Consider the following 25,383-nt stretch of genomic DNA (forward strand, 5'->3'; position numbering starts at 1 on the left):
ACTTACCCTGTTTTACCTTCGGACCCTGCCGTCTATCGCGGCTTTGCGGCCCTTCCGGTCCGGCGGGTTTGGCCCCGCTCGTCTGATGGCTTGACTATGCCAAAGGGCTTTCAAAAAACGCCTAAAATGCATGATTAATTTGAGACAAACAAACTGCAAACGCTTGGTAAAATTGGTTTTTTGTTAAACATCGGATTCCCTGGGATTTAAGCATCTTCGCTCAAATTTTACAAAAGATTCAGATTCCCAAGTAAACGGATCATTCATCATGAAATCAGCAGGTGACGGGTTTAAAAGCTCTACGGTCGGCTTTTCGGCTGCGTTCAGCTAGCGGCGAACGGACAGCCGGCTCTATTTACCTTTACGTTCGCGTCAGTTATTTTTGCGACCGGTCAGAGGACATCAAGGAGGAAAAGATGATCCGCAGTCTCATTCTTGCCGGCGCTATCGCCGTGATCGCGGGTACAGCCCATGCCGAGGAACCTATCGTCGGCAAGTGGAAGACGGCTTCCGGCGAAACGGCGGTGATTGCCGCCTGCGGCGGGAGTTATTGCGTGACGCTGAAAACCGGCAAATATACCGGCCGCAAGATCGGCACCCTCGCCGGGACCGGCGGCAGCTATGCCGGTGAGATCACCGACCCCGCCGCCGACAAGACCTATAGCGGCTCAGGAAAGATTTCCGGCAATTCACTGAAGATGCAGGGCTGCGTGATGAATATCCTCTGCAAGACGCAGACCTGGACGCGGCTCTGACGCGCTAAGGCCGACGCAACAATCATCCCAAACGTATAATCATGCCGGCCGAAATGCCGGCGTGCCTCAAAGCCTTCTCCGGCTTGCCGATCCTCACTGCAATCGCCCGAACTGCCCCGCAAGCTGAACGGCGGATGAACCGGCATCTCAGCACTCGTTCAGCCGAGGTGTGGCAAAACTCATGTCACGGTTAGGTTGCGTATCGGGGGCCTGGGATGAACTTCTATATTCTGGCAAGACGTTTCACCATCATCACGCTGTTCGCGGCGATCTTCGCCGTCACATTTTCGGCGGTCGTCGTGCACAATGGCGGCGGCGGCACGCAGTCGCATTTCGGTGCGAGCTATACCTGCCTGGAGAGAAGCGGAACCTTCTGCGCACCCACGGTGCGGTGACCGGCATCAGACTCGCGAGAAGATAAAAAATCGGATTCCGCCGGCGCGCGTCGTTTGCTTGTCAAAAACAACTCTCTATAATGCGTCATGAACAAACGAATCTCCCCTCTGTCGCCCCTCGACATATCCTCTCCGCCTCCTTTCCAGCCCGAGAGTTTCGATGATCCGGCCAAGGCCGTCGAGACGCTGACAGCGCTTTATGAACGCAATACGGCGTTCCTGATCCAGAGCTTCACCGACCTTGCCCAGGGCGCTCCGATCGCCTCGCGCTACCGCGCCTTCTATCCGCAGGTCAGCATCGAGACGACGAGCTTCGGCCATGTCGATTCGCGCCTCTCCTACGGCCATGTCACGGCGCCCGGCATCTACACGACGACGGTCACCCGGCCGAAGCTCTTCAAGCATTACCTGAAGGAGCAGCTGTCGCTTTTGATACGGAGCCACAATGTTCCGATCGTCGTCTCGGAATCCTCGACGCCCATTCCGCTGCACTTCGCCTTCGGCGAGGGCGCGCATGTCGAAGCATCGGCCTCAGCCTTCGTCGACGTTCCAATGCGCGATATCTTCGACACACCCGACCTCAACACCACCGACGACGAGATCGCCAACGGCGAATATATCCCGCCGCCGGGAGAGCCCTCGCCGCTTGCGCCATTCACCGCGCAGCGCATCGACTATTCCCTCGCCCGGCTGTCGCATTATACGGCGACGCATGCCGAGCATTTCCAAAATTTCGTTCTGTTTACGAACTACCAGTTCTATATCGACGAATTCTGCAGCTGGGCGCGCAAGCTGATGGCGGAGGGCGGCGATGGCTACACGGCCTTCGTCGAGCCCGGCAACATCGTCACCCTGCCCGGCTCGAGCGTGCCGCAAACGGATGCTACACTGACCCGCCTGCCGCAGATGCCAGCCTATCATCTGAAGAAAAAGGGCCATGCCGGGATCACCATGATCAATATCGGCGTCGGCCCCTCCAACGCCAAGACGATCACCGACCACGTCGCCGTGCTGCGCCCGCATGCCTGGCTGATGCTCGGCCACTGCGCCGGCCTGCGCAACAGCCAGCGGCTCGGCGATTACGTTCTCGCCCATGCCTATATGCGCGAGGACCATGTTCTCGACGACGACCTGCCGGTCTGGGTGCCGATTCCGGCGCTGGCCGAAGTGCAGGTGGCGCTGGAAGCGGCCGTGGCCGAAATCACCGGTTACGAGGGTTTCGAGCTGAAGCGCATCATGCGCACCGGCACAGTCGGCACGATCGACAACCGCAACTGGGAACTGCGCGACCAGCGCGGGCCGGTGAAGCGGCTCTCCCAGGCGCGCGCGATCGCGCTCGACATGGAATCGGCCACGATCGCCGCCAACGGCTTCCGCTTTCGTGTGCCCTACGGCACGCTGCTCTGCGTCTCCGACAAACCGCTGCACGGCGAGTTGAAGCTGCCTGGCATGGCGACGGCCTTCTACCGCACGCAGGTGAACCAGCATCTTCAGATCGGCATCCGTGCCGTCCAGAAGCTGGCCGCCATGCCGAAGGAAGCGCTGCATTCGCGCAAACTTCGCAGCTTTTTTGAAACGGCCTTCCAATAGGCCGTTTCTTCATCGGCCGGTCAGGGCAGGCGCCGAACTCTGGGCAGGCATTTGCGGCCTGCCGACAGCAACGTTCAGCCCTGCAATCAACATGGTAAAAGCGACGAAGACGAAAGCGACGCGCAGAAGGACCTTCAGCCCACCGCTTTCGTCGAATGCCAACGCGCGCTTCTCATGGCGTCGCGCCCAGATCTGGCTTGCCAGTGCGATTTCAAGAATACTCATTGCCATTCTCCTCGACAGGTTTCGACGAAGCCTTGTCGAGTGCTGTCTTGCGATTTCGACGCCGGACCGGCACAAAAGATTTTTTCCGCCGCTGTCGAAATGCGTGCGGCTCGGTCGTCCAGGGTTGTTGAACACGCACAAGGAGGCTGTCCGCGATGAAATATCTCTGTCAGGTCTGGTTCGATGGCGCAGTGCTCGGCGCCAGGACGAAAGAGGAAAAGGCCGAACTCGGCACGGCCTCACTCAACTATGACAAGGCGCTTGCCGAAAGCGGGCATCTGATCGTCGCCCATGCGCTGCAGCCGCCGACATCGGCGGTGACCGTCCGGGTACGAAGCGGTGAGACGTCAGTGACGGACGGTCCTTTCGCCGAGACGAAGGAAGCGCTCGGCGGCTTCATCCTGATCGAGGCCAAGGATCTCAATGAAGCAATCCTCGTTGCGGCCGGCATCCCGCTCGCTAAGCTCGGCGCTATCGAAGTGCGGCCAATACACGAATTCGGCTGAGGAGGTCATATCATGAAGTTTCTGGGTCAGATCTGGTTCGATACCGAAAAGAGCAAACGTGTCACCCGTGAGGAGTGGGAGGCCGTTACGCAGGAATGCATCGTCAGTGACGACCACTGGCGCGACAGCGGTCATATGTTGAGCGCGCTGGCGCTCTATGAGCCGGAACAGGCCGTGACGCTTAGGGTTCGCAACGGCTCCGTCGCCGCCACAGATGGTCCCTTCGCCGAAACCAAGGAGCATCTCGGCGGCTTCGTGGTGATCGAGGCCAAGAATATGGCGGAAGCACAGTCGATCATTTCCACCTTCCCGATCCTCAAATATGCATCGATCGAAATCCGGCCGGCCTATTCGATCAAGGATGGGAAATAGCCATGCGCTTCGTCTGCCTCATCTATAATCCCGCCGACGCGGACAGCACACTCAGCCAGGCCGAGGGCGATGAGCTCGTGAGGGCGCATTTCCGCTATGACGAGGAGCTCGAGCACAAAGGCATCATGATCCATTCCGATGCATTGGAAGGTCCTGACAGTGCCTCGGTGCTGAGAGTGCGCCATGGCATTCTGTCTTCGACCGACGGCCCCTATGTCGAGACAAAGGAACATCTGGCCGGCATCTACATCATCGAGGCCGCCGATCTCGAAGAGGCGCGCAAAGTCGTCGCGGGCATTCCAAGCGTCCGGGTCGGGGCGATCGAATTGCGGCCGGTGAGAACGCTCACCCTGCCACAGTGAGGATAGGCACTTGGAACGGGTGATCGAGGACCTCTATCGACAGCATTCGCGCCGGGTGCTGGCGACGCTAATCCGCCTGCTCGGAGATTTCGATCGGGCGGAGGAAGCGCTTCAGGATGCCTTTGCCGCGGCCGCCCGGACATGGCCGACGGATGGCATCCCCGGTAACCCGTTCGCCTGGCTCGTCTCAACGGGACGTTTCAAGGCGATCGACACCATCCGGCGGCGAGCGCGCTTCGATGCCTCGCAGCAGCACATCGAGGACAGCCTCTACAGCGTCGACGAAACGGAGATCGGCGATATGGAAGCGATCGAAGACGACATGCTGCGGCTGATTTTCACCTGCTGTCATCCCGCTATCCCCTCCGATGCCCAGATGGCGATGGCGCTTCGGGAAATCTGCGGATTGACCACCGAAGAGATCGCCCATGCCTTTCTCGTTCCGGCGCCGACGGTCGCCCAGCGGATCGTGCGCGCCAAGGACAGGATACGGTCGGCGAAGATCCCCTACGAAGTGCCGGACCGCGACGCACTGCCTCAGCGGCTCGATCAGGTGCTGCACGTCATCTATCTCGTCTTCAACGAGGGTTATTCCGCCTCGTCAGGTGGAGACGTGGTTCGCGCCGACCTGACCGCCGAGGCGATTAGGCTGGCGCGGCTGCTTCTGACGCTGCTGCCACATCCCGACGCAAGCGGTCTGCTGGCGCTGATGCTGCTGCAGGATTCCCGCCGCCTGGCACGCAGCAAGGAGCAGGGGTCGCTGGTGCTGCTTGCCGACCAGGACCGCTCGCTCTGGGACCGTGCTAAAATTGCGGAAGGCCTGGCGCTGCTCGCCGAGGCGATGCGGGCGGCAGAGATCGGCGCCTATACGGTGCAGGCAGCGATCGCTGCCGAGCACGCCAGGGCGCCGACCGCCGAAAAGACCAACTGGCGGCGGATCGCGTTCTACTACGATCTGCTGCTGGCGGCGCAGCCATCGCCGATCGTGGAACTCAACCGTGCCGTTGCAATCGCCATGGCGGAAGGGCCGGCAAAGGGACTGGATCTGATCGATGCCATTCTTGGGCGCCAGGAACTCAAGGCCTATCACCTCGTCCATTCGGCGCGCGCCGATTTCCTGCGCAGGCTCGATCGCACCGAAGAGGCGATCGCGGCCTATCAAACGGCGCTGTCGCTCTGCCGGCAGGAGCCGGAGCAGGTCTTTCTGCGAAAACGGATTTCAGAGCTTGCCGCGGCGCCCGAGCGGCAGTGAGATCGCCGTACCTGTCAGCGCCGATACGATGATCAAGAGATGCGCATTGACGCTTGCCTGCGCCAGCGCGGCCAGAGCCATCCGCTCGCTCGAGGCTCCGAGCGCAATGGCGCCGGCGGTGATGCCGGCCGGATAGGTGCCGACGCCGCCCGGCGCGTGCACCGGCAGAACGGAGGAGAGTTCGCCGCCGAGCGCGCCGCCGAAGCTTGCCGCCATCGGCAGCACCCCCATCAGGCCGAGCGCCCATGCGAGCACGATCACTTTCACCAGCCAATTGACGATGGTCATCACCCAGGCGCGCGCAAAGGCCGCGGCATCGAGCGGCAGACCGTTTTCGATCTCGACGACAAATTTCTGCGCCTTATCAGGCAACAGCCTGGCGGCGAGCCGGAACAGCGGCTTGCGCGCGGCGAAAGCTGCGACCGGCAGCAGCAGGAAGACTGCCCAAAGCGACCATGCGACAAGTGCATCGGCCGCGGCGAGCGCAAAGCCGATACCCGCGGCAGCCAGCAGGGCGTGCAGGTCGAGCAGCCGCATCACCAGGAGCGCCGAGGTTCCGCGGGTCAGCGGGATGCCGAACTCGGTGCGCATCAGCAGCGGAAAGCTGGTCTCGCCGGTGCGGAAGGGCAGCATGATGTTCAGGAGATTGTGGATCTGCGTGACGCGAAAGAGGGTCGCGAACCGGCCCGCAGTTTCCTTGGGAAAATAGTCGTAGATGCGCCAGGTGCGCAGGAAATAGGTGCTCGTCAACGCCACGAGCGCGCCGATCACCGGGCCTGCCCCGACATCGGCCCATTGGCTGATGATGACGGGCCAACCCCAGAACCATTGCACGAAGAGCGCATAGGCTGCGACAATTACGACCGTCAGCGCCGTCATGCGATTGCGCATAAACTGGGACTGCTGGCTTTCAACGATCGAACTCTTCATGTAGTAGGCAATCCTCGCTTGGCGTCGGCATGAGCCTCGGCTCCATTGCCAGGCGTTTTAGGAGAAATGAAGGTTGGGCACAACGGCGGAGTTGAAGCGACGGCGGCGAGATCGCTTTAAAGGCAGACAACCGCCGCGGCAGACCGACAGATCACGGCGCCTTGCCGGCTTGACTTGGAGATCGATGTTGGAGCGCATTACCAGAAACATCACGAGCGCGAGCATTTTTCTGGCAGTCTATTTCCTGCTGAACATCGTGCTCCGCATCGCATTGCCCCATACGCTCGATCTCGACGAGGCGGAACAATCGTTCTACTCGCAATATCTTCTGGCCGGCTACGGCCCGCAGCCGCCCTTCTACAACTGGATCCAATACGCCATCGTCTCGGTCACCGGGATCACGATGTGGGCGCTCTCGGTTCCGAAGAACATCATTCTCTTCGGCTGCTATCTGTTCTATGGGCTGGCTGCCCGCGAGGTGCTGAAGAGCCGTCTGCTCCCGCCCATCGCCATGCTGAGCCTGATTACCCTGCCACAGGTCGGGCTGATGGCGCAGCGCGAACTGACGCACACCGTTGCCCTGCTGTTTGCGACCTCGCTCTTCCTCTTCGGCTTTTTTCGCATACTTCGGCAGCCGACGATCGGCAGCTATCTCGTCATCGGCATCGCCACCGGCATCGGCCTCATCTCCAAATATAATTTCGCCATTCTGCCGTTTGCCGCCTTCGTCGCAGTCCTGGTGGACCGAAAGTGGCGCAGCCGTCTGATGGACTGGCGTCTGCTGCCGGCGTTCGCAATCGCCATTCTGATCGTTCTGCCGCACGCGCTCTGGCTGCCCGATAATCTCGTCAGTGCTTCGGCCCCGACCATGGAGCGGATGACCGCCGAGCACGAGGCCGCCGCTGGACTTCCCCGTATCGGACAGGGGCTGTTGTCCCTCGTCATCGCCGTCCTCGGCTTCGTCGCGTTGCCGATCGTTCTCTTCGCGGCAGCCTTCCGACGGGATTTCTTCCATGCGCTTTCCGCGTCCAGCCCGATGATCCGGGTCATCGAGCGGATGATGATCGTCAGCCTGCTTGCCTTCGTCGGTGTCGTCATCGTCGCCGGCGCAAGCGATATCCACGAGCGCTGGCTCGACCCCTGCCTGCTCGTCCTGCTGATCTATCTGTTCCTGAAGCTGGAAACTGCAGGCTTCGATCTTTCCGCCGGCCTTGCACGCTTCCGGCCTGTGGTGCCGGTCTTCATGGTCGTCATCCTGGCGATCCTTCTGCTGCGGATCGTCGCCATGCAATATACCGGCGTTTATACGAGAACGAACGTGCCCTTCTCCGGCTACGTGGCCGAACTGACCGCCACCCGCAAGCCGGTGCTCATCGTGGCGGGAACCAAGTTCGTGGCCGGCAACATGAAGCTGGAATTCCCCGACGTTCCCGTCGTGATCCCGTTCTTTCCAGGCCCCGGGGTGCCTGAATATGCGGCTGCGAAGGGTCCTGTGCTCGTCGTCTGGCGCGGAGAAACCGCAAATGACCCCACCATTTCTCCCGACTTTGCCGATGATCTCGTGAAATCGGGTATTCATCTGCAGGAGGTGAAGACGCTGACCCTTCCCTATCTTTTCGGTGACGGCAAACATACCTTCTCGATTGGTTATTCCTGGGTGGAAGGCGGCGCGAAGTAGCATTGCGGTAAGTCAGCCGATTGCGGGGAAAGCGGCATTGCCCGCTGGCAACGGCCGGACACTTCATGTAGTAGGCTTCCGCAAGCGCGGTGGCGGCAGTAAGATTGCAAGGCCGCCCGGCCTTTTGGAGATGCAAAGTTGCAGACAACGGTAGAGCCCATTCGCGGCACGAATGATCCGGTACAATCGCTCGAGCTGTCGCTGGTCGTGCCCGTTTTCAACGAAGAGGAAAGCGTCGGCCCGCTGGTCGAGCGCATCGTTGCGGCGATGGCCGACTATCCGCATCGCTGGGAACTGATCCTCGTCGACGACGGCAGCACGGATGCGACGCTCGTCAACGCCCGCAGATTCGTCGGCCGCGAGGGCCTGGCGCTCCGGATCGTCGAGCTGCAGCGCAACTTCGGCCAGACCGCCGCCATGCAGGCCGGCATCGATACCGCCCGCGGCCGGCTGATCGCGACGATGGACGGCGATCTGCAGAACGACCCGAAGGATATCCCTGCGATGGTCTCCGAGCTGGAGCGGCGCCAACTCGACCTCCTGGTCGGCTGGCGCAAGAACCGCAAGGACGGCCTGTTCCTACGCAAGATTCCGTCATGGTGCGCCAACTACCTGATCGGCCGCATCACCGGCGTCAAGCTGCATGATTACGGCTGCAGCCTGAAGATCTACCGGGCCTCGATCATCAAGCAGGTGAAGCTGATGGGTGAAATGCACCGCTTCATCCCGGCCTGGGTCGCCGGTGTCGTGCCGAGCTCACGCATCGGCGAGATGGCCGTCACCCACCATGCCCGCGAGCACGGCGTTTCGAAATACGGCATCTCGCGCACCTTCCGCGTCATCCTCGACCTGCTGTCGGTCATGTTCTTCATGCGCTACAAGGCGAGGCCCGGCCATTTCTTCGGCTCGCTCGGTCTCGGTCTCGGCGCGGTTGCCTTGTTGATCCTAATCTATCTCGGCTTCGATAAGTTCATCCTGGGCAACGATATCGGCACACGCCCGATGCTGATGGTCGGCGTCGTGCTGCTGCTTTCGTCGGTGCAGATGATCACCACCGGCATTCTGGCGGAAATGATCGCGCGCACCTATTATCGTGACGACGCCTCCCCGAACTATATCGTGCGGCAGATCTTCGACGATCAAAGCCAAGCGTAAGCCGGCAGCATGATGCTGGACCGCGCGACGAGGACGATCAGAACCGCGGCGCTGCTGCTTGCAGCCTATTTCGTGCTGAACATAGCGCTGCGATTGGCGCTTCCGCATTCGCTGGAGCTCGACGAGGCCGAGCAGTCCTTCTTCTCGCAATATTTGCTGGCGGGCTACGGTCCGCAGCCGCCCTTCTACAACTGGATGCAATATGCCGTCGTTTCGGTGACCGGCTTGTCGATGGGCGCGCTTATCATCCCGAAGAACATCCTGCTCTTCCTGTGTTACCTCTTTTACGGCCTTGCCGGGCGCGAGGCACTGAAGGACCAGAAGCTTGCAGCCGTCGGGATGATGGCGCTGATCACCCTGCCCCAGGTCTCCTATATGGCGCAGCAGGATCTGACCCATACGACGGCGCTGCTCTTTGCAAGCTCGCTCTTCCTCTACGGCTTCTTCCGAACGCTCGAGCGACCCGGCATCGGCAGCTACCTCCTGCTCGGACTCGCCACGGGCATCGGGCTGATCTCGAAATATAATTTTGCGCTGATGCCCGCCGTGGCGCTGATCGCCATCCTGCCCGATGCCGAATGGCGGCGCAGGGCGCTGGACTGGCGTATCCTGGCGGCGATCGCCGTCGCGCTCGTCATCGTGCTGCCGCATGCGATCTGGCTGCGGAGCAACCTCGAATTCGCCTCCTCCGATACTCTGGTCAAGATGGCCGCGGGCAATGAACCGGCCGACGCCTTGCGAATCGGCAAAGGCATTCTTGCCTTTCTCATCGCCATCATCGCCTTTGCAGCGCTGCCCGTCGCCATTTTCGCCGCCGCCTTCCGCCGCGATTTCCTCCGGGCGCTCTCATCCGGAAACCGCTGGACGGGGATGCTGGAGCGAATGATGCTCGCGAGCCTCGCCGGCATTCTTCTGATCGTGCTGTTCACCGGCTCCACGACGGTGCGTGAACGCTGGCTCGACCCGTTCCTGCTCGTGCTGCCGATCTACTTCCTGGCAAAGATGCAGGCGGCCGGGCTCGACCTTTCCGCCGGGCTGCGCCGCTTCCGGCCCGTCGTGCCGGTGCTGATGGCCTGCGTCCTGGTCGCGCTCGGCTTCCGCGTCGTCGGCGCCGGGCTGATCGGCACCTACAGCAGGCCTAATGTGCCGATGGCCGATCTCGCGCACGATATGACGCGGCAGGCCGAACCTGCGCTGGTGATCGCCTCGGATACCTATGTCGGCGGCAACATGCGCCTGCAGTTTCCTGACTTGCCCGTGGTGATCCCGGATTTCCCCGCACCCGGCATTCCGGCCTATGCGACATCGGACGGGCCGGTGCTCATCGTCTGGCGCGGCAAGAAGACGGCGACGGCCGCGGATGCGGTCATGCCGGAGCGATTTTCGTCGGCGCTGGCGGCGGCCGATATCGCACCGCAGGAGATCGGCGCCTTGTCGCTTCCCTATCATTTCGGCCGCCAGGGCGATAATTTCGCACTCGGTTATGCCTGGGTTCGGCCGGGAGCGAGATAGATGAGCGAGACGAGCCTTCGTGACGTCAGGTGGATTTTCATCTTGCTGGCCGCCTATTTCGTCCTTCAGATCGGTGTGAGGCTGGCGACATCGCATTCGCTCGATCTCGACGAGGCCGAGCAGGCCTTTCGCTCGCAATGGCTCGCCGCCGGTTATGGCCCGCAGCCGCCCTTCTACAATTGGCTGCAATATGCCGTCTTCCAGTTTGCCGGCGTCTCGCTTGCCGCCCTGTCCGTCGTCAAGAACCTTCTGCTGTTCACCTCCTATCTGCTGTATGGCCTGACGGCGCGGCTCGTCCTGCGCGACAAGGCGCTCGTGGCGATCGCAACACTCGGGCTGCTCACAATCCCGCAGATGGTTTTCGAGATGCAGCGGGACCTGACGCACACGGTCGCCGTCTTCTTTTCAGCCAGCATCTTCTTCTACGGCTTCGTCCGCAGCCTGAAGCAGCCAAGCCTCGCCTCCTATCTGATTGCAGGTATCGGCATCGGTTTCGGCCTGCTTGCCAAGTATAATTTCGCCATCCTGCCGGCGGCGGCCCTGATTGCCGCGCTGGCTGATGCACGCCTGCGGCCGCGGATCTTCGACCGGCGGCTAGCGCTGACCGCGGTCGTGGCGCTCGTCATCATCCTGCCGCATCTCTTCTGGCTCAAGGACAATCTCCATTTCGCAACCGCGCGCACGCTGGAGAAGATGACCGCGAGCGGCCATGCGAGTTATTCCATGCAGGTCGCCATGGGCATCGGCTCGCTCGCTCTCGCGGTCATCAGCTTCGCTGGATTGACCGTGGCGGTGTTCGCGATTGTCTTCGGCAAGAAGCTTCGCGCAGCGTTCGCCGCTCGATCGGAATGGACCGGGCTTCTCGAGCGGATGATGCTTGTCTTCGTCATCGGCATTTTGTTTTTGATCGTCTTCGGCGGCGCGGCCGGCATCAAGGATCGCTGGCTGGTGCCGATGCTCTTCATCGTGCCGCTCTATTTCTGCCTGAAGATCGAGGCCGCAGGCGTCGCGACCGGCGAGGCTTTCCGGCGTTTCATGGCGATCGTCGGCATCATCATGATCGGCGTGCCGGCGGCCCTTTACGGCAGCGTCGCGGCAGCACGCTTCACCGGTCATTACGAACGATTGAACAGACCCTATGCCACGATGCTGGAAAGCTTACGCAAACAGGCGGAACCGGCTGCGATCCTTGCCGGTGACAGCCTGCTTGCCGGCAATCTGAGGCAGGATATTCCCGGGGTGCCGGTCCTCTCCGTCGATTATCCTGGCTTCCATCCGGATCTGACCGGCCGGCGACCGCTTCTCCTTGTCTGGCTGATACCGCCGAAGGGAGGCAGCGAAGCGCTCCCGCCTGATATGGCGCAATGGCTCCAGGCCAATCTCGGCGCCTCCGCGCCTGGGACGTCGGTGATCGACGTTCCCTATTTCTACGGCCGCGGCAAGGACAGCTATCGTTTCGGCTATGCCTGGATCAACCGGCCGGGCTGAACGAAATCAGGGTTTCAGCTCCTTCCAGGCCGCATCCAACGCCAGCCTGGTGATTCTCGCCATCTCGTCCACCTGAGCGTGGCTGATGACAAGCGGTGGCGAGGCGAGCATACGATCGCCGGTGGCGCGCAGCACGAGGCCGTTCGCCAGTGCGTGGTTGCGCACGAGCGCGCCGACCTGATCGGGCTTTTCATAACGGGTGCGCGTGCTCTTGTCGGCAGTAAGCTGCAGGCCGCCCATGAGGCCGATGCTGACGGCCTCGCCGACGAGATCGTGTTCGGCGAGCGCTGCCCAGGCCTTGCCGAAATAGGGACCGATATCGTCGCGCACGCGCTCGACCAGCCTTTCCTCCTCGATGATGCGCAGATTTTCGAGAGCGGCGGCGGCGCAGACCGGATGGCCGGAATAGGTGAAGCCGTGGTTGAAGTCGCCGACCTCATTGATCAGCACATCGGCGATGCGGCCGCTGACGAGCACGCCGCCGATCGGCAGATAGCCGGAAGACAGTCCCTTGGCGATCGGCGCGAGATCGGGCTCGACGCCGAAATGCTGGTGGCCGAACCAGGCGCCGAGACGGCCGAAACCGCAGATCACCTCGTCGGTCACCAGCAGGATATTGCGCGCCTTGCAGATGCGGTCGATCTCCGGCCAATAGGTCTCGGGCGGGATGATGACGCCGGCAGCGCCCTGCACCGGTTCGGCGACGAAGGCGGCGACATTCTCCTCGCCGAGCTCGTCGATCTTCGCTTCCAGCTCACGAGCGACTTTGAGACCGAATTCGGCCGGCGAGAGATCGCCGCCCTCGCCGTACCAGTAGGGCTGGCCGATATGGACGATGCCTGGGATCGGCAGGTCGCCCTGCTCATGCATGTATTTCATGCCGCCGAGGCTGGCGCCGGCAACGGTCGAGCCGTGATAGCCGTTCTTCCTCGCGATCACGATCTTCTTCGACGGCTTGCCGACAGCGCTCCAATAGACACGGGCCATGCGGAACCAGGTGTCGTTCGCTTCCGAACCGGAGCCGGTGAAGAAGATATGGTTGAACCGTTCGCCGGCATGCGACGTAACCTTCTGCGCCAGCAGTGTCGCCGGCGTCGAGCTCGTGCCGAAGAAGGTGTTGTAATAGGGCAGCTCATTCATCTGCCTTGCGACGACCTCAGCAATCTCCCTGCGGCCGTAACCGATATTGACGCACCAGAGACCGGCGAAGCCGTCGAGATATTTCCTGCCTTGACTATCGAAGATATAGACGCCCTCACCGCGCTGAATGATGCGCGCTCCCTCGGCATTCAGCTTCTTCATGTCGGCGAAGGGGTGCAGGTGGTGCGCGGCGTCGATCGCGGCAAGGTTGGAGGGCGGGTAAGTATCGGGCATGACTGGTAAAAAACCCTCGCGGATTGAAAGGCTGCTTTCGATGAGATAGGAGCTTGGCCTTGTCCCGGAGGATTTTCAAGGTCATGGCGAGCGACAGGATGGACGGCAAGGCCGATGCGGATCCGCGTTTCGAGATCCTGATCGTCGGCATGAATGGCGAGCTGCGCGGCAAACAGCTTCCATCCGGCGCCGACGGCAAGGTCTGGGCCGGCGAGATACGCCTGCCGACCTCGACGCAATCGCTCGACATCTGGGGCGACGACAATGACGACATCACCGGTCTTTCGCTGACGATCGGCGATCCCGACGGCATGGTCGTTGCCGACCGCCGCAGCCTCGCGCCGATCCCCTGGGCGCCGGAGGGCTCCATGCAGGTGCTGGCCACCATGTGCGAATTCGACGGCACCCCAAGCTTCATGGATCCGCGCGCCATCCTTGCCTCTGTGGTCGAGCGCTACAGGCTGCGCGGGCTGACGCCGGTCGTCGCGACCGAGCTGGAATTCTACGTGATGTCGGGAGACTGGCGCGAGACCAGGCGCCCTTCTCCGCCCGAAAGCCTCACCTATCGCGGCGAACCGAACGGTTTCCAGCTCTACGACATGAGCGCCGTCGATGCGCTCGACGCCTATCTGCAGACGCTGAGGGCCTATGCGAAGGCGCAGGGGCTGCCGGCGGTTGCGACGACAGCGGAATTCGGGCCTGGTCAGTTCGAGGTCAACCTCATGCACCGCGCCAATGCGCTGGCGGCGGCCGACGACTGCCTCTATTTGAAGCGCATTGCCGAACAGGCGGCGCGCCGCCACGGGTTGAAATCGACCTGCATGGCCAAGCCCTATACCGACCATGCCGGTTCCGGCCTGCATGTGCATGTAAGCGTCATCGACGAACAGGGCCGCAACATTCTCGACGCCAAAGGCGGCGAGCCGAAGCTGCTGAAATCGGTCACCGCAGGCCTGCTCGACAGCATGCGCGAGGCGCAGTTGGTCTTCGCCCCCTTCGCTAATTCCTACCGGCGCTTTCAGCCGGGTTCCTTCGCGCCCGTCGATCTGACTTGGGGCAGCGGCCATCGCGGCACGGCGATCCGGATCCCGGACAAGGATGGGCCGGCCGCGCGTATCGAGCATCGCGTCGCCGGCGCCGACGCCAATCCTTATCTGCTGCTGGCGGCGATCCTTGGCGGCATGCTCAGAGGGCTCGACCACGACCTCGATCCCGGCGAAGAGACGACGCCGGCGCATGCGCCCGCAAATACGACCCGGCTGACACATGATTTCCTGAGTGCCGTCGACACCTTCCGCGCCTCGCCCTTCGTCGCCGATATCTTCGGCACCCGTTATCAGACGCTTTATGGCGACACCAAGCGCAAGGAAGCGCTGGCTCATCTGCGCACGGTCTCCGATTTCGACTATCGCACTTATCTGCCGCGTCTCTGAAGTCTTCGGCCCTTACGCCGCGGGTTCGCGGCGTTCGTCGGCATCGACCTGAGCCGCCAGACCCTGCTTGACGAGAACCTTCAGTTCACCGGGATGCAGGCGGATCAAGACGTCGCGTTCGAGCGGCAGCAGCTCGCCGTCCATGACGCAGTTGGCCTTGGAGCGCAGTTTCGGGAAATGCAGGCGCACTTCGGCCGGGTGCATGACCATGACATCGGCATTCTCGCGGACCTTGCCGCGCAGCATGTCGATGGCGAGGCGGGCGACACCGAGCGGTTTCAGCGGATTTGCCGTATAGAAGCCGAGCTCGCCGCTTCTCAGATTATCGGCATAAAGCAGCGCATTCTGGCCGAAGGGATTATTGGAGACAGAGACCGCAGAAACCCTGCGGCGCTCGCGCCTGCCGGCCGCTTCGAACTCGACCTCGAATTCGGGCGGGTTGAAGATCACGCCGAGAGCCGCCTTCGTGCTCGCCCTGATCTTGCCTAGCCGTGAGCGATAGCTGTAGGCGTTGCGATAGCGCACCATGCGGGCATGCAAGCCGGCGGAAAACTGGTGGATGAAGGGGCGGCCGTTGGCGCTGGCGATATCGACATTGTCGATCTCGCCTGATGCAAGCACGTCGAGCGCCTGCCAGATGTCGAGCGGCACCCGCAGCGAACGGGCAAAAAGGTTCATGGTGCCGGCCGGCACGACGCCGAGCGCGATGCCGTTTTTCCAGGCGATGGAAGCCGCTGCCGAAATCGTGCCGTCGCCGCCACCAGCGACGATGCCGTCGATATCGTCACGCTTGGCCGCCCGCTCCATGGCGGGAATGATTTCCTTGCCGGAGAAAACGATCGCGTCGAAATCGTGGCCGGCGTCGCGGAAGGCTTCCTCGGCCCGCTTCTCGTAGGCCTGCATATCGGTGGTCTTGAAGGTACCGCCGTCGCGATTGAAAAAGCCTACAAGCTTCATGAGGGCTCCCGTTCCTGGCGCGGAAATGGTCCTGCCTTGCTCCTGAGATGGTTGCGGCACCGGCGATTTCAAGCGCCGCCTCTTCACGGCAGGAAATGACAGAAAAGCAAATATAGCAGCGGACATATGCACATAACAGGACGCTGCACTGCGAAAATTGCACTCGACGCCCGCCGCCGCGTTGCGGATAGATCGGATATCGGAGAGATCGTCTCCACTTCCCGCCACTTCCCAATCGCCTCGCGGCCGACGTCAGAAGTCATTGCCAAGCAGAAAACCTTTCCACGGAGCTCTCATGAGTGAGATCGCCATCAGTGATTCCATTGGAACCCGGCCGGATGACGAACTGCCATCGGCAACGACCGTGGCTTTGGTTCAGCTCGCGCTCGCTTGCGGCGGCTTCGGCATCGGCACCGGCGAATTCGCAATCATGGGGCTGCTGCCCAATGTCGCCGATACCTTCTCGGTGACGACGCCGCAGGCGGGGTACGTCATCAGCGCCTATGCGCTCGGCGTCGTCGTCGGCGCACCCGTCATCGCCGTTCTTGCCGCGAAGATGGCGCGCCGCACGCTGCTTTTGACGCTGATGCTGGTCTTTGCCATCGGCAATATATCGAGCGCCATGGCGCCGACCTTCGAGGCCTTCACCATGCTGCGCTTCATCACCGGCCTGCCGCATGGCGCCTATTTCGGTGTCGCCGCGCTTGTGGCCGCCTCGATGGTGCCGGTTCATCGGCGGGCACGCGCTGTCGGACGCGTCATGCTCGGACTGACTGTCGCCACGCTTCTCGGCACGCCGCTGACGACGTTTTTCGGCCAATCGCTCGACTGGCAGGTGGCGTTCCTGTCGGTCGGCGTCGTCGGCCTGCTGACAGTGGTCTTGATCTGGGTCTACGTGCCAAAGGACAGGGTTTCCGAAGAGGCGAGTTTCTCACGCGAACTCGGCGCGTTCCGCCGACCGCAGGTCTGGCTGACGCTCGGCATCGCCGCCGTCGGCTATGGCGGCATGTTTGCAATGTTCAGCTATATCGCCGCGACGACGACCGAGGTGGCGATGTTGCCGGAAACAGCCGTTCCGATCATGCTGGTGCTCTTCGGCGTCGGCATGAATGCCGGCAATTTCATCGGCTCGTGGCTCGCCGACAAATCGCTGCTCGGCACGATCGGCGGCTCGCTCGTTTACAATATCGTCGTGCTGACCACCTTCTCGCTGACCGCCGCCAACCCCTATATGCTTGGCCTCTCGGTCTTCCTCGTCGGCTGCGGTTTTGCCGCCGGGCCGGCGCTGCAGACGCGGCTGATGGATGTCGCCGCCGATGCGCAGACGCTGGCCGCGGCTTCCAACCATTCGGCCTTCAACATCGCCAATGCGATCGGCGCCTGGCTCGGCGGCCTCGTCATCGCCTGGGGTTACGGTTTTGCGGCCACCGGCTATGTCGGCGCAGCATTGTCCTTCCTTGGCCTCTTCGTCTTCGCCGCCTCCGCCCGCTTGGAGCGTCGCAGCACGCAGATGGCGTAGCGATCTCCGCCTGCAACGCGCGCAGGTGCGACATTCTGGCGTTAAGCATTTAGCCGGCTTGACTTTTTCCGCGCTCGGGAACACCTAGCATACACGTGGACGGCACCTGTCGGCCACGGATTTCAACGGAGTCATCTTAGCGATGCCAAGCGACAGTAGCAGTCGATTGCCTTTGCCGTACGCGGCCGCCCTCGTGCGCTGACCGACTCCTGTCGGCTCGCCCGATCGGACGCTACGGCGGATCGACGGAAAGGCGAGCCTCATGAATATCAATCGCTTCCCTCTTCGGGCAGGCCATGCCGCCCGCTCCTTCATCAACAACAGCCGCGGCGCAACGATCGCCGAACGCGTCGACGCGTTGAACGCGCTCAGCATTCAGGACGCCGGGCGGGTGCTGTCGGGCATGCCGCTCGACTATGCCGTCAACATTCTCGACCGGCCGGAGCTTCGCAACGCCGCTGAGATCCTCGCGCTGGTCAGCGCCGAGGACGCCGCACGGCTGCTGCACGGCATGTCCAACGACCGCGTCGCCGACGTGCTGCTGGAACTCGACGGCGAGACCCGCGCCCGGCTGTTCTCCAGCCTCGACGAGCCGGTGCGCGTCGCCATCCAGCACCTGATGGGCTATCCGCCGCGCACGGCCGGCGGCATCATGACCACGGAATTCGTCAGCGTGCCGGATAGCTGGACCGTTGCCCAGACGCTCGATCATGTGCGCCAGGTGGAACGTTCGCGCGAGACCGTCTACGCCATCTACGTGCTCGATGAGATCAGCCATGCGCTGATGCACGTGGTGACGCTGCGTCGCCTGATCACCGGCGAGCCGGATGCCTCCATCCTCACGGTCGCTCAGAAAGGCGCTCCAGTTTCGGCCGATCCGCTGATGAAGCAGGAGGACGTCGCCCGGCTGATCCGCAAGCACGACCTGCTTGCCCTGCCGGTGACTGACGAACATGGGCAGGTGCTCGGCATCGTCACGGTCGACGACGTCATTGATACGATGATCTCGGACACCACGGAAGCGGCCCAGAGGTTCGGCGGCATGGAGGCGCTCGGTCAGCCCTATATGAAGATCGGCTTCGCCGGCATGATCCGCAAGCGGGCCGGCTGGCTCGCCGCCCTGTTTCTCGGCGAGATGCTGACGGCGAGCGCCATGCAGCATTTCGAAGGCGAGCTGGAAAAGGCCGTGGTGCTGACGCTGTTCATCCCGCTGATCATGAGCTCGGGCGGCAATTCCGGTTCGCAGGCGACGTCACTGATCATCCGGGCCTTAGCCCTCGGCGAGCTGAAGCTTTCGGACTGGTGGAAAGTGCTGTTCCGCGAACTGCCGACCGGCATCGTGCTCGGCGCGATCCTCGGCCTCGTCGGCTTCATCCGCATCGTCTTCTGGCAGTCGGCCGGGCTCTACAATTACGGCCCGCACTGGCCGATGGTCGCCGTCACAGTGTTTGCCGCGCTGATCGGCATCGTCACCTTCGGCTCGATCTGCGGCTCGATGCTGCCCTTCGTGCTGCAGAAACTCCGACTTGACCCGGCCAGCGCCTCGGCCCCGTTCGTCGCCACGCTGGTCGATGTCACCGGCCTCGTCATCTATTTCTCGGTGGCGCTGCTCATCCTTAGCGGGACGCTGCTGTAGCGGCTAAGACCCCTCCCCAACCCCTCCCCACAAGGGGGAGGGACTTAAACTGCCGCACCCGCATTCCAAATATCTGACCTTTCGGGAGGAGCGAGACGGTGCCCCAGGTTAGTCCCTCCCCCTTGTGGGGAGGGGTTGGGGAGGGGTTTTACCAGCCGAGAAAAAGCATTGGAAATCATCTTCCCTCGGGCAGCTTCAGCGGCCCATGCGTCTTGATGCTGCGGATGGCGAAGTTCGAGCGAATGTCGCTGACGTTCGGCAAGGTCAGCAGCGTTTCTGTCAAGAGCCGCTCATAGGCAGCGAGATCCTCCACCACCACTTCGGCCAGGAAGTCGGCCGTACCTGAGATCAGAAAGCAGGAGACGATCTCGGGAATGGCGAGCAGCGCCTTCTGTTGCGCCTCGGAATTTTCGCGGCTGTGATGCACCACCTTGAATTCGACGAAGACCGTCAGGCCGAGACCGACCTCCTTGCGGTCAATATCGGCGGTGTAGCCGCGGATGATGCCCGAACGTTCGAGATTGCGGATACGGCGCAGGCAGGGCGACGGCGAGAGGTTCACCTTCTCGGCGATCTCGACATTGGTGGCGCGGGCATCCTCCTGCAGGCATTTCAGGATGGCAATATCGAATTTATCGAGATTTGGCATATTCGGAATTTCCATCAGCATGATTTGGCAGAAGATTGCGTTTATCATGATTTTCAAGCCACAGATAGCAAGGACATGCCCCTGCTTCCGGCGCTAATCTCTTCCTCAACCGGACAGGATCCGGATGGAGGAAAGGATTGGAACGATGAGCACGATCGCATTTTCAAACGACAAATCACCATCTCAGAGCCTCGGTTATGCCGCCGGCACCATCACCGTACTGATCTGGGCGACCTGGTTTCTGGCGACCCGCCACAGCGCCGCGACCTCACTCGGCTCGATCGATATCGGCCTCATCCGCTTCGGCATCCCGGCGCTGGCACTTTCGCCCGTCTGGCTTCGCATCGGTCTGCTGCCGAAAGGCGTGCCGCTCCATCTGCTGGCGATCATGGTCGCCGGCTGCGGCGCAGTCTTCTTTCTGGTGACGACGCTTGCCATCCACTCCACACCGGCCGCATCCTCCGGCATCCTGCTCGGCGGCTCCATGCCGCTTGCCACCGCATTGATCGGCATTCTCTTGTTTCGGGAGCGGCCGGATGCCACGCGCATTGCCGGGCTGGCCGCCATCGTCGGCGGCGTGATGATCCTGCTCGCCCGCAGCCTTGCCGATGCCTCCCTGCCCTGGACAAGTTTTGTCATGCTGCCGGCCGGCGCCGTTCTCTGGGCAAGCTACACCCATGCCTTCCGCCGCTCGGGGCTGACGGCCATTCAGGCGAGCGCGCTGATTGCCGCCTGGTCCTTCCTGATCATGGCCGTGCTCGCCCTCGTCTTCGGCATCTCGCTGCCGCAGGCCCCGCTTGCCGAAATCGGCCTGCAGGTGTTGAGCCAGGGCATTCTGTCAGGCCTCGTCGCCATGGTCGCCTATGGCACGGCGGTCCGCATCCTCGGCGGAACCCAGGCCGCCGCCTTTACCGCATTGACGCCTGTTCTTGCGACGCTCGGCGGCGGTTTCCTGCTTGGCGAAACGATCGGTCTTGCCGAAATCAGTGCCGCAGTGATCACCGGCATCGGTGTCGCACTTTCGACGGGGATTGCCGCGCGACGCTGACCATCAGCCGCGACCGACAATATGAAGCCGCCGACAGCCATTGCTGCGGCGGCTTTTCAGTGTGCTCTCGGTCGTTCAGGCCTGGATGACGACGACCCTGGCGCCGACCTCGACGCGGCTATAGAGGTCGATCACATCGTGATTCATCATGCGGATACAGCCGCTCGACATGGCAAGGCCGATCGATTCCGGCTGATTGGTGCCATGAATGCGGAAATGCGTGTCGTTACCGCCGCGATAGAGATACATCGCCCGCGCCCCGAGCGGGTTGTTCAGGCCCCCCGGCATGCCGCCGGCAAGCCTGCGATAGCGTTCCTCGCGGCGCTGCATGTTTTCCGTCGGCGTCCAGCTCGGCCACTCGGCCTTGCGCCCGATATAGGCGTTGCCGGCAAATGCCAGTCCCTCGCGACCGACACCGACGCCGTATCGCATCGCCCTGCCGTCGCCGAGGACGTAGTAGGCGCGACGCGCCGGCGTGTCGATGACGATCGTGCCCGGCGCATGCGCGCTTTCATAGGCGACTTCCTGGCGGCGAAGTTCCGGCTTGATCTTGTCGATCGGCACCTGCCTCAGCGGAAACTTTTCATCCGGGAGCGCGGCATAATTCGTCTGGCTGTTCAAGCCGGTCGAGGAGCAGCCGGCGACAAAAAGCGGCAGAGCGATCAGAAAACCCCGGCGGGAGATCGTCATGAATGTGTCCTTAGTGCGTCAACAAGATGTCGCAAGCTAAGGAATTTATGGTTAACGAACGGCTAACGGCCGCCGTCGAAAGGCGATCACGAAGACGTCACCGGTCGAAATCACCGCCGATGTCGGCGATGCGCCTCACATATTCGGATAGACCGGCCCCTCGCCGCCCTGCGGCGGTACCCAGTTGATGTTCTGGTTGGGGTCCTTGATGTCGCAGGTCTTGCAGTGCACGCAGTTCTGGGCGTTGATGACGAAGGTCTTGTCGCCATCCTTCTCCACCCATTCGTAGACGCCGGCCGGACAGTAGCGCGTCGACGGGCCGGCATAGATGCCGAGCTCGGAACTCTTCTGCAGCGCCATGTCCTTGACCTGCAGATGCACCGGCTGATCCTCCTCGTGATTGGTGTTCGACAGGAACACCGAGGACAGACGGTCGAAGGTCACGACGCCATCCGGTTTCGGATAAGCGATCGGCTTGTGGTTTGCGGCCGGCTCCAGCGACTGCGCATCCGTCTTGCCATGCTTCAGCGTGCCGAAGAAGGAGAAGCCGAACAGCGTGTTCACCCACATATCGAGACCGCCGAGCGCCACGCCGACGGCAGTGCCGAACTTCGACCACAGCGGCTTGACGTTTCGCACCCGCTTCAGGTCGCGGCCGATGTCGGTGGCGCGCCATTCATTCTCGATCTCGACCACCTCGTCATGGCTGCGGCCCGATGCAATCGCCGCCGCCAGCTTCTCAGCCGCCAGCATGCCCGACAGCACCGCATTGTGGCTGCCCTTGATGCGCGGCACGTTGACGAGACCGGCCGAACAGCCGATCAGAGCCCCGCCGGGGAAGGAAAGCTTCGGCACCGACTGATAGCCGCCCTCGGTGATCGCGCGCGCGCCATAGGACAGCCGCTTGCCGCCCTCGAAAGTTCCGCGGATCGCCGGATGGGTCTTGAAGCGCTGGAACTCCTCGAAGGGGTAGAGATAGGGGTTCTTGTAGTTCAGGTGGACAACGAAGCCGACGGCCACCAGATTGTCTTCGAGGTGATAGAGGAAGGAGCCGCCGCCGGTTTTCATGCCGAGCGGCCAGCCGAAGGAATGCTGCACCAGACCGGGCTTGTGATTCTCCGGCTTGACCTGCCAGAGCTCCTTGATGCCGATGCCGAACTTCTGCGGCTCGCGGTCCTTCTGCAGATCGAACTTGGCGATCAGTTGCTTGGCGAGTGAACCGCGCACCCCTTCGCCGATCAGCGTGTATTTGCCGCGCAGCTCCATGCCGCGGGTATAGTTCGGGCCGGGCTCGCCATTCTTCTCGATGCCCATGTCGCCGGTGGCAACGCCGATCACCGCGCCTTTGTCATCGTACAGCACTTCGACGGCAGCAAAACCCGGATAGATCTCGACGCCGAGTTCCTCGGCCTTCGTCGCCAGCCAGCGACAGACATTGCCGAGCGAGACGATGTAGTTGCCGTGATTGTTCATCAAGGGCGGCATCAGCACATTCGGCAGACGGATCGAGCCGGCGGGACCGAGGACAAGGAAGTGATCTGCCGTCACCTCCGTCTTGAACGGATGGTCGGCATCCTTGCGCCAGCCCGGCAGCAGCCTGTCGATGCCAATAGGATCGACGACGGCGCCGGAGAGGATATGGGCGCCGACCTCGGCCCCCTTCTCCAGCACCACGACGGACAGTTCCGGATTGACCTGCTTCAGCCGGATCGCCGCCGCCAGACCGGCAGGACCGGCGCCGACGATTACAACGTCGAATTCCATGCTCTCGCGTTCGGGCAGCTCAGTCGTCTCGGTCATTCACTCGTCTCCGCTTGGCCAGTGGCCATCATCCCATGGCCACTGTCTTGTCAAAACCGCGAAGCATTGTCGAGCCGGGATGCGACAGCCAATCCTCAATTCGCACAAAGACATTTCAGCCGATGCGAGACTTACAGTACCGCTTACGTTAACGTCAATTGTGAAACCTGCGAGACCACGGCCCCTCCCTTTTCTTTTTTGTCACCCGCGCCTTATACATCCCTCGAAGACATTCGGAGGAAATCATGGATCTCGGCATCAAGGGCAAACGGGCGCTCGTTCTCGCCTCCTCGCGTGGACTTGGCCTTGGCATCGCCGCAGCACTCGCGCGCGAAGGCGCAAACGTGCTGTTGTGCGGGCGCAGTGGCGAACAGCTGGAGGCCAATTGCGCGGCGATCAACAACGAAGGCAATGGCCGGGCCGACTGGATCTGGGCCGATCTTGGCGATGAGCGCTTCGTCGAGACGGCAACGGCGGCGGTGAAGGAGAAGTTCGGCGGCATTGACATCCTCGTCAACAATACCGGCGGACCAACGCCCGGCACGACGGAGGAGATGACGGCCGAAAAGCTCGAAACCTATTTCCTCTCCATGGTCGCGCGGGTGATCACCCTCACCAATGCGCTGCTGCCTGATATGAAGGCGCAAGGCTGGGGCCGCATCCTGACGGTCGCCTCATCAGGCGTGATCGAACCGATCGCCAATCTGGCGCTGTCGAACACGCTGCGCCCGGCGCTTGCCGGCTGGAGCAAGACGCTTGCCTCCGAAGTGGCGAGCTTCGGCATCACCACCAACCTGCTTCTGCCGGGCAGCATCCTGACGAGGCGGCTCGACGACCTCGACGGCGCCGCGGCAAAGCGGACGGGCAAAAGCCTCGAGGAAATTCGCGCCGACAAGGAGGCGCGCATTCCCGTCGGCCGCTATGGCAGGGTCGAGGAATTTGCCGCAACGGCCGCCTTCCTGTGCAGCCAGCCGGCAAGCTACATTACCGGCTCGCTGATCCGCTGCGACGGCGGCGCCGCACGGTCCGTCTGAAGCCGCTCAGGCCGCACGGGCCGCCGCGGCGGCCCAGGTCGCCGCGCTCCGGATCATCTGTTCGACATTGGCCGGATCGTCGGCAAGTTCGGCCAGTTCGGAAAGCCGATGGAAGCCCGTCAGGATCGCAATGCGCCGCCGGTCAAGCCTGCGTCCGGTCAGGATTTCATAGGCCGAGACAATGCGCGCGGTCAGATCGGGCGAGATGAAGTTCGAATAGATGAACTCCTGATGCAACGGACCGAAACCTGAATCGGCGAAATCGTAAATGCCGTTCAGCCTGCGTTGCCGATAGTCGAAGGCCATGTTCCAGCCGTGGCCGTCGAAGAAGCCGTAGACGTTGCCGTAGGGATCCGGCGGCAAGGCTTCGAAATCCGAGACGACGGCCTCGGCAAAACGCTTGATATCGGGCGGCAGCAGCGGCAAAGCCTTCGTCCGCACTGCCTCCGGCGATTGCCATGGCTGGATTGCTTCGGCGCCGGCCGACCGTAGGCGATCGGCATCGAGCGCGTGCAGTTCGGCGTAGAAACGCGCGAGGTCCTCCGCCAGGTGCTGGCGGTCGCCCTGCCCGAGCGCATCGTAATCTTCGGCAATGAGATGTTCTCCCTCGAGCTTGGCGTGGCTGGAGAAGATCGGCGGCCCGTCGTGAATGCGCATGTCGGGTACCGCCATCGACAGCGAGGGTCGAACGATATCGAGCAAGGCGGCTTCCTTCACGAGCGCTCTTTCGGCGCCGAGATGGCGGGGAAACTTGAAGATCAGCGTGTCGTCGACGTCGACCGCCATCGAATCCCAGCCCTTTGCCGCGAGCTTGAAAACGGAGGCCGTCAGTTCCGGAAATACACTTGTGATGAGAGAACGAAATTCGCTGACGTTCAACTCTGTCATGACGACCTGCCTTTTCTGTTTTCACCTGTTCTTTGGGTGCAGCCGAGCAGCATCGGCCCATCGGGAACCGCCGGCGTGCAGCCGCCGAAGCCGCGCCACGTGGCACCCGCACTATATTAGTATAATTTGAATATT

Annotated in this window: 24 protein-coding genes; 16 read left to right on the top strand and 8 right to left on the bottom strand. The window is 62.2% G+C overall.

Annotation, left to right across the window (positions count from 1 at the left end):
* Positions 1–416: 416 nt before the first annotated feature.
* The 3 genes from QWJ46_RS07000 (at position 417) to amn (ending at position 2,740) form a co-directional block, all read left to right on the top strand.
* A complete protein-coding gene (locus tag QWJ46_RS07000; protein WP_085858965.1) occupies positions 417–755 on the top strand; it encodes a DUF2147 domain-containing protein in 339 nt (112 codons plus the stop codon).
* A 215-nt stretch (positions 756–970) separates the two neighbouring features.
* The gene (locus QWJ46_RS07005) at positions 971–1,150 is read left to right on the top strand and encodes a hypothetical protein (RefSeq protein WP_064809967.1); all 180 of its coding nucleotides are present in this window, start codon (positions 971–973) and stop codon (positions 1,148–1,150) included.
* An 87-nt stretch (positions 1,151–1,237) separates the two neighbouring features.
* Positions 1,238–2,740 carry an AMP nucleosidase gene (amn, locus tag QWJ46_RS07010; protein ID WP_302750064.1) on the top strand — a complete coding sequence of 501 codons (1,503 nt, stop codon included), beginning with the start codon at positions 1,238–1,240 and terminating at the stop codon, positions 2,738–2,740.
* A gap of 9 nt (positions 2,741–2,749) precedes the next feature.
* Here the strand turns inward: amn and QWJ46_RS07015 are convergent, their stop codons facing one another.
* Positions 2,750–2,965: a hypothetical protein gene (locus QWJ46_RS07015; RefSeq protein WP_302750066.1), complete on the bottom strand. Its 216-nt coding sequence runs from the start codon at positions 2,963–2,965 to the stop codon at positions 2,750–2,752.
* 155 nt (positions 2,966–3,120) lie between these two features.
* Here QWJ46_RS07015 and QWJ46_RS07020 point away from each other — a divergent pair, with 155 nt between their 5' ends.
* Genes QWJ46_RS07020 through QWJ46_RS07035 form a run of 4 tightly spaced genes read left to right on the top strand, consistent with a single transcriptional unit; the run spans position 3,121 to position 5,457 of the window.
* Positions 3,121–3,471: a YciI family protein gene (locus tag QWJ46_RS07020; RefSeq protein WP_302750068.1), complete on the top strand. Its 351-nt coding sequence runs from the start codon at positions 3,121–3,123 to the stop codon at positions 3,469–3,471.
* A 12-nt stretch (positions 3,472–3,483) separates the two neighbouring features.
* Entirely contained in the window at positions 3,484–3,843 is a 360-nt protein-coding gene (locus QWJ46_RS07025; RefSeq protein ID WP_184453445.1) for a YciI family protein, read from the top strand.
* 2 nt (positions 3,844–3,845) lie between these two features.
* A complete protein-coding gene (locus tag QWJ46_RS07030; protein WP_184453447.1) occupies positions 3,846–4,205 on the top strand; it encodes a YciI family protein in 360 nt (119 codons plus the stop codon).
* Between the two features lie 10 nt (positions 4,206–4,215).
* A complete protein-coding gene (locus QWJ46_RS07035; RefSeq protein ID WP_302750070.1) occupies positions 4,216–5,457 on the top strand; it encodes an RNA polymerase sigma factor in 1,242 nt (413 codons plus the stop codon).
* Here QWJ46_RS07035 and QWJ46_RS07040 read toward each other — a convergent pair.
* Positions 5,425–6,387, bottom strand: coding sequence for a lysylphosphatidylglycerol synthase domain-containing protein (locus QWJ46_RS07040; RefSeq protein ID WP_302750072.1), 963 nt, complete (start codon positions 6,385–6,387; stop codon positions 5,425–5,427). The two genes, QWJ46_RS07035 and QWJ46_RS07040, sit on opposite strands and share 33 nt — an antisense overlap.
* A 184-nt stretch (positions 6,388–6,571) precedes the next feature.
* On the opposite strand from QWJ46_RS07040, the gene QWJ46_RS07045 reads away from it, so the two are divergent.
* From QWJ46_RS07045 to QWJ46_RS07060, 4 genes are all read left to right on the top strand, one after another.
* On the top strand, positions 6,572–8,065 hold the full coding sequence (locus tag QWJ46_RS07045) for a glycosyltransferase family 39 protein (RefSeq protein WP_302750074.1): 1,494 nt from the start codon (positions 6,572–6,574) through the stop codon (positions 8,063–8,065).
* A gap of 138 nt (positions 8,066–8,203) precedes the next feature.
* Positions 8,204–9,220: a glycosyltransferase family 2 protein gene (locus QWJ46_RS07050; RefSeq protein ID WP_302750076.1), complete on the top strand. Its 1,017-nt coding sequence runs from the start codon at positions 8,204–8,206 to the stop codon at positions 9,218–9,220.
* Positions 9,221–9,232: 12 nt separating this feature from the next.
* The gene (locus QWJ46_RS07055; protein WP_302750272.1) at positions 9,233–10,732 is read left to right on the top strand and encodes a glycosyltransferase family 39 protein; all 1,500 of its coding nucleotides are present in this window, start codon (positions 9,233–9,235) and stop codon (positions 10,730–10,732) included.
* Positions 10,733–12,220: a glycosyltransferase family 39 protein gene (locus tag QWJ46_RS07060; protein ID WP_302750078.1), complete on the top strand. Its 1,488-nt coding sequence runs from the start codon at positions 10,733–10,735 to the stop codon at positions 12,218–12,220.
* Between the two features lie 6 nt (positions 12,221–12,226).
* Here QWJ46_RS07060 and QWJ46_RS07065 read toward each other — a convergent pair whose 3' ends face one another.
* Positions 12,227–13,594: an aspartate aminotransferase family protein gene (locus tag QWJ46_RS07065; RefSeq protein ID WP_302750080.1), complete on the bottom strand. Its 1,368-nt coding sequence runs from the start codon at positions 13,592–13,594 to the stop codon at positions 12,227–12,229.
* 83 nt (positions 13,595–13,677) lie between these two features.
* On the opposite strand from QWJ46_RS07065, the gene QWJ46_RS07070 reads away from it, so the two are divergent.
* Complete coding sequence (locus tag QWJ46_RS07070; RefSeq protein ID WP_302750273.1) at positions 13,678–15,027, top strand: glutamine synthetase family protein; 1,350 nt, start codon at positions 13,678–13,680, stop codon at positions 15,025–15,027.
* Between the two features lie 12 nt (positions 15,028–15,039).
* Here the strand turns inward: QWJ46_RS07070 and QWJ46_RS07075 are convergent, their stop codons facing one another.
* Positions 15,040–15,984: a diacylglycerol kinase family protein gene (locus tag QWJ46_RS07075; protein WP_302750082.1), complete on the bottom strand. Its 945-nt coding sequence runs from the start codon at positions 15,982–15,984 to the stop codon at positions 15,040–15,042.
* 295 nt (positions 15,985–16,279) lie between these two features.
* Here QWJ46_RS07075 and QWJ46_RS07080 point away from each other — a divergent pair, with 295 nt between their 5' ends.
* The gene (locus QWJ46_RS07080; protein ID WP_302750084.1) at positions 16,280–17,503 is read left to right on the top strand and encodes an MFS transporter; all 1,224 of its coding nucleotides are present in this window, start codon (positions 16,280–16,282) and stop codon (positions 17,501–17,503) included.
* Between the two features lie 262 nt (positions 17,504–17,765).
* Entirely contained in the window at positions 17,766–19,139 is a 1,374-nt protein-coding gene (gene mgtE / locus QWJ46_RS07085) for a magnesium transporter (protein WP_302750086.1), read from the top strand.
* Between the two features lie 175 nt (positions 19,140–19,314).
* Here mgtE and QWJ46_RS07090 read toward each other — a convergent pair whose 3' ends face one another.
* Complete coding sequence (locus tag QWJ46_RS07090) at positions 19,315–19,836, bottom strand: Lrp/AsnC family transcriptional regulator (protein WP_302750088.1); 522 nt, start codon at positions 19,834–19,836, stop codon at positions 19,315–19,317.
* 97 nt (positions 19,837–19,933) lie between these two features.
* Between QWJ46_RS07090 and QWJ46_RS07095 the strand changes: the two genes are divergently transcribed.
* Positions 19,934–20,836, top strand: a complete 903-nt coding sequence (locus QWJ46_RS07095; RefSeq protein ID WP_184458757.1) for a DMT family transporter — start codon at positions 19,934–19,936, stop codon at positions 20,834–20,836.
* A 75-nt stretch (positions 20,837–20,911) separates the two neighbouring features.
* Here QWJ46_RS07095 and QWJ46_RS07100 read toward each other — a convergent pair whose 3' ends face one another.
* Together QWJ46_RS07100 and QWJ46_RS07105 are read right to left on the bottom strand one after the other, a co-directional pair.
* Positions 20,912–21,526, bottom strand: coding sequence for a L,D-transpeptidase (locus tag QWJ46_RS07100; protein ID WP_184458758.1), 615 nt, complete (start codon positions 21,524–21,526; stop codon positions 20,912–20,914).
* A 135-nt stretch (positions 21,527–21,661) separates the two neighbouring features.
* Entirely contained in the window at positions 21,662–23,326 is a 1,665-nt protein-coding gene (locus QWJ46_RS07105) for an electron transfer flavoprotein-ubiquinone oxidoreductase (protein WP_302750092.1), read from the bottom strand.
* 245 nt (positions 23,327–23,571) lie between these two features.
* Between QWJ46_RS07105 and QWJ46_RS07110 the strand changes: the two genes are divergently transcribed.
* Positions 23,572–24,360, top strand: a complete 789-nt coding sequence (locus QWJ46_RS07110) for an SDR family oxidoreductase (protein ID WP_302750094.1) — start codon at positions 23,572–23,574, stop codon at positions 24,358–24,360.
* 6 nt (positions 24,361–24,366) lie between these two features.
* On the opposite strand, the gene QWJ46_RS07115 is transcribed toward QWJ46_RS07110, so the two are convergent.
* Positions 24,367–25,248, bottom strand: coding sequence for a phosphotransferase family protein (locus QWJ46_RS07115; protein WP_184458761.1), 882 nt, complete (start codon positions 25,246–25,248; stop codon positions 24,367–24,369).
* Positions 25,249–25,383 lie beyond the last annotated feature (135 nt).

It is taken from the genome of Rhizobium sp. CBN3 (assembly GCF_030518245.1).
Taxonomy (GTDB): Bacteria; Pseudomonadota; Alphaproteobacteria; order Rhizobiales; family Rhizobiaceae; genus Rhizobium; species Rhizobium aethiopicum_A.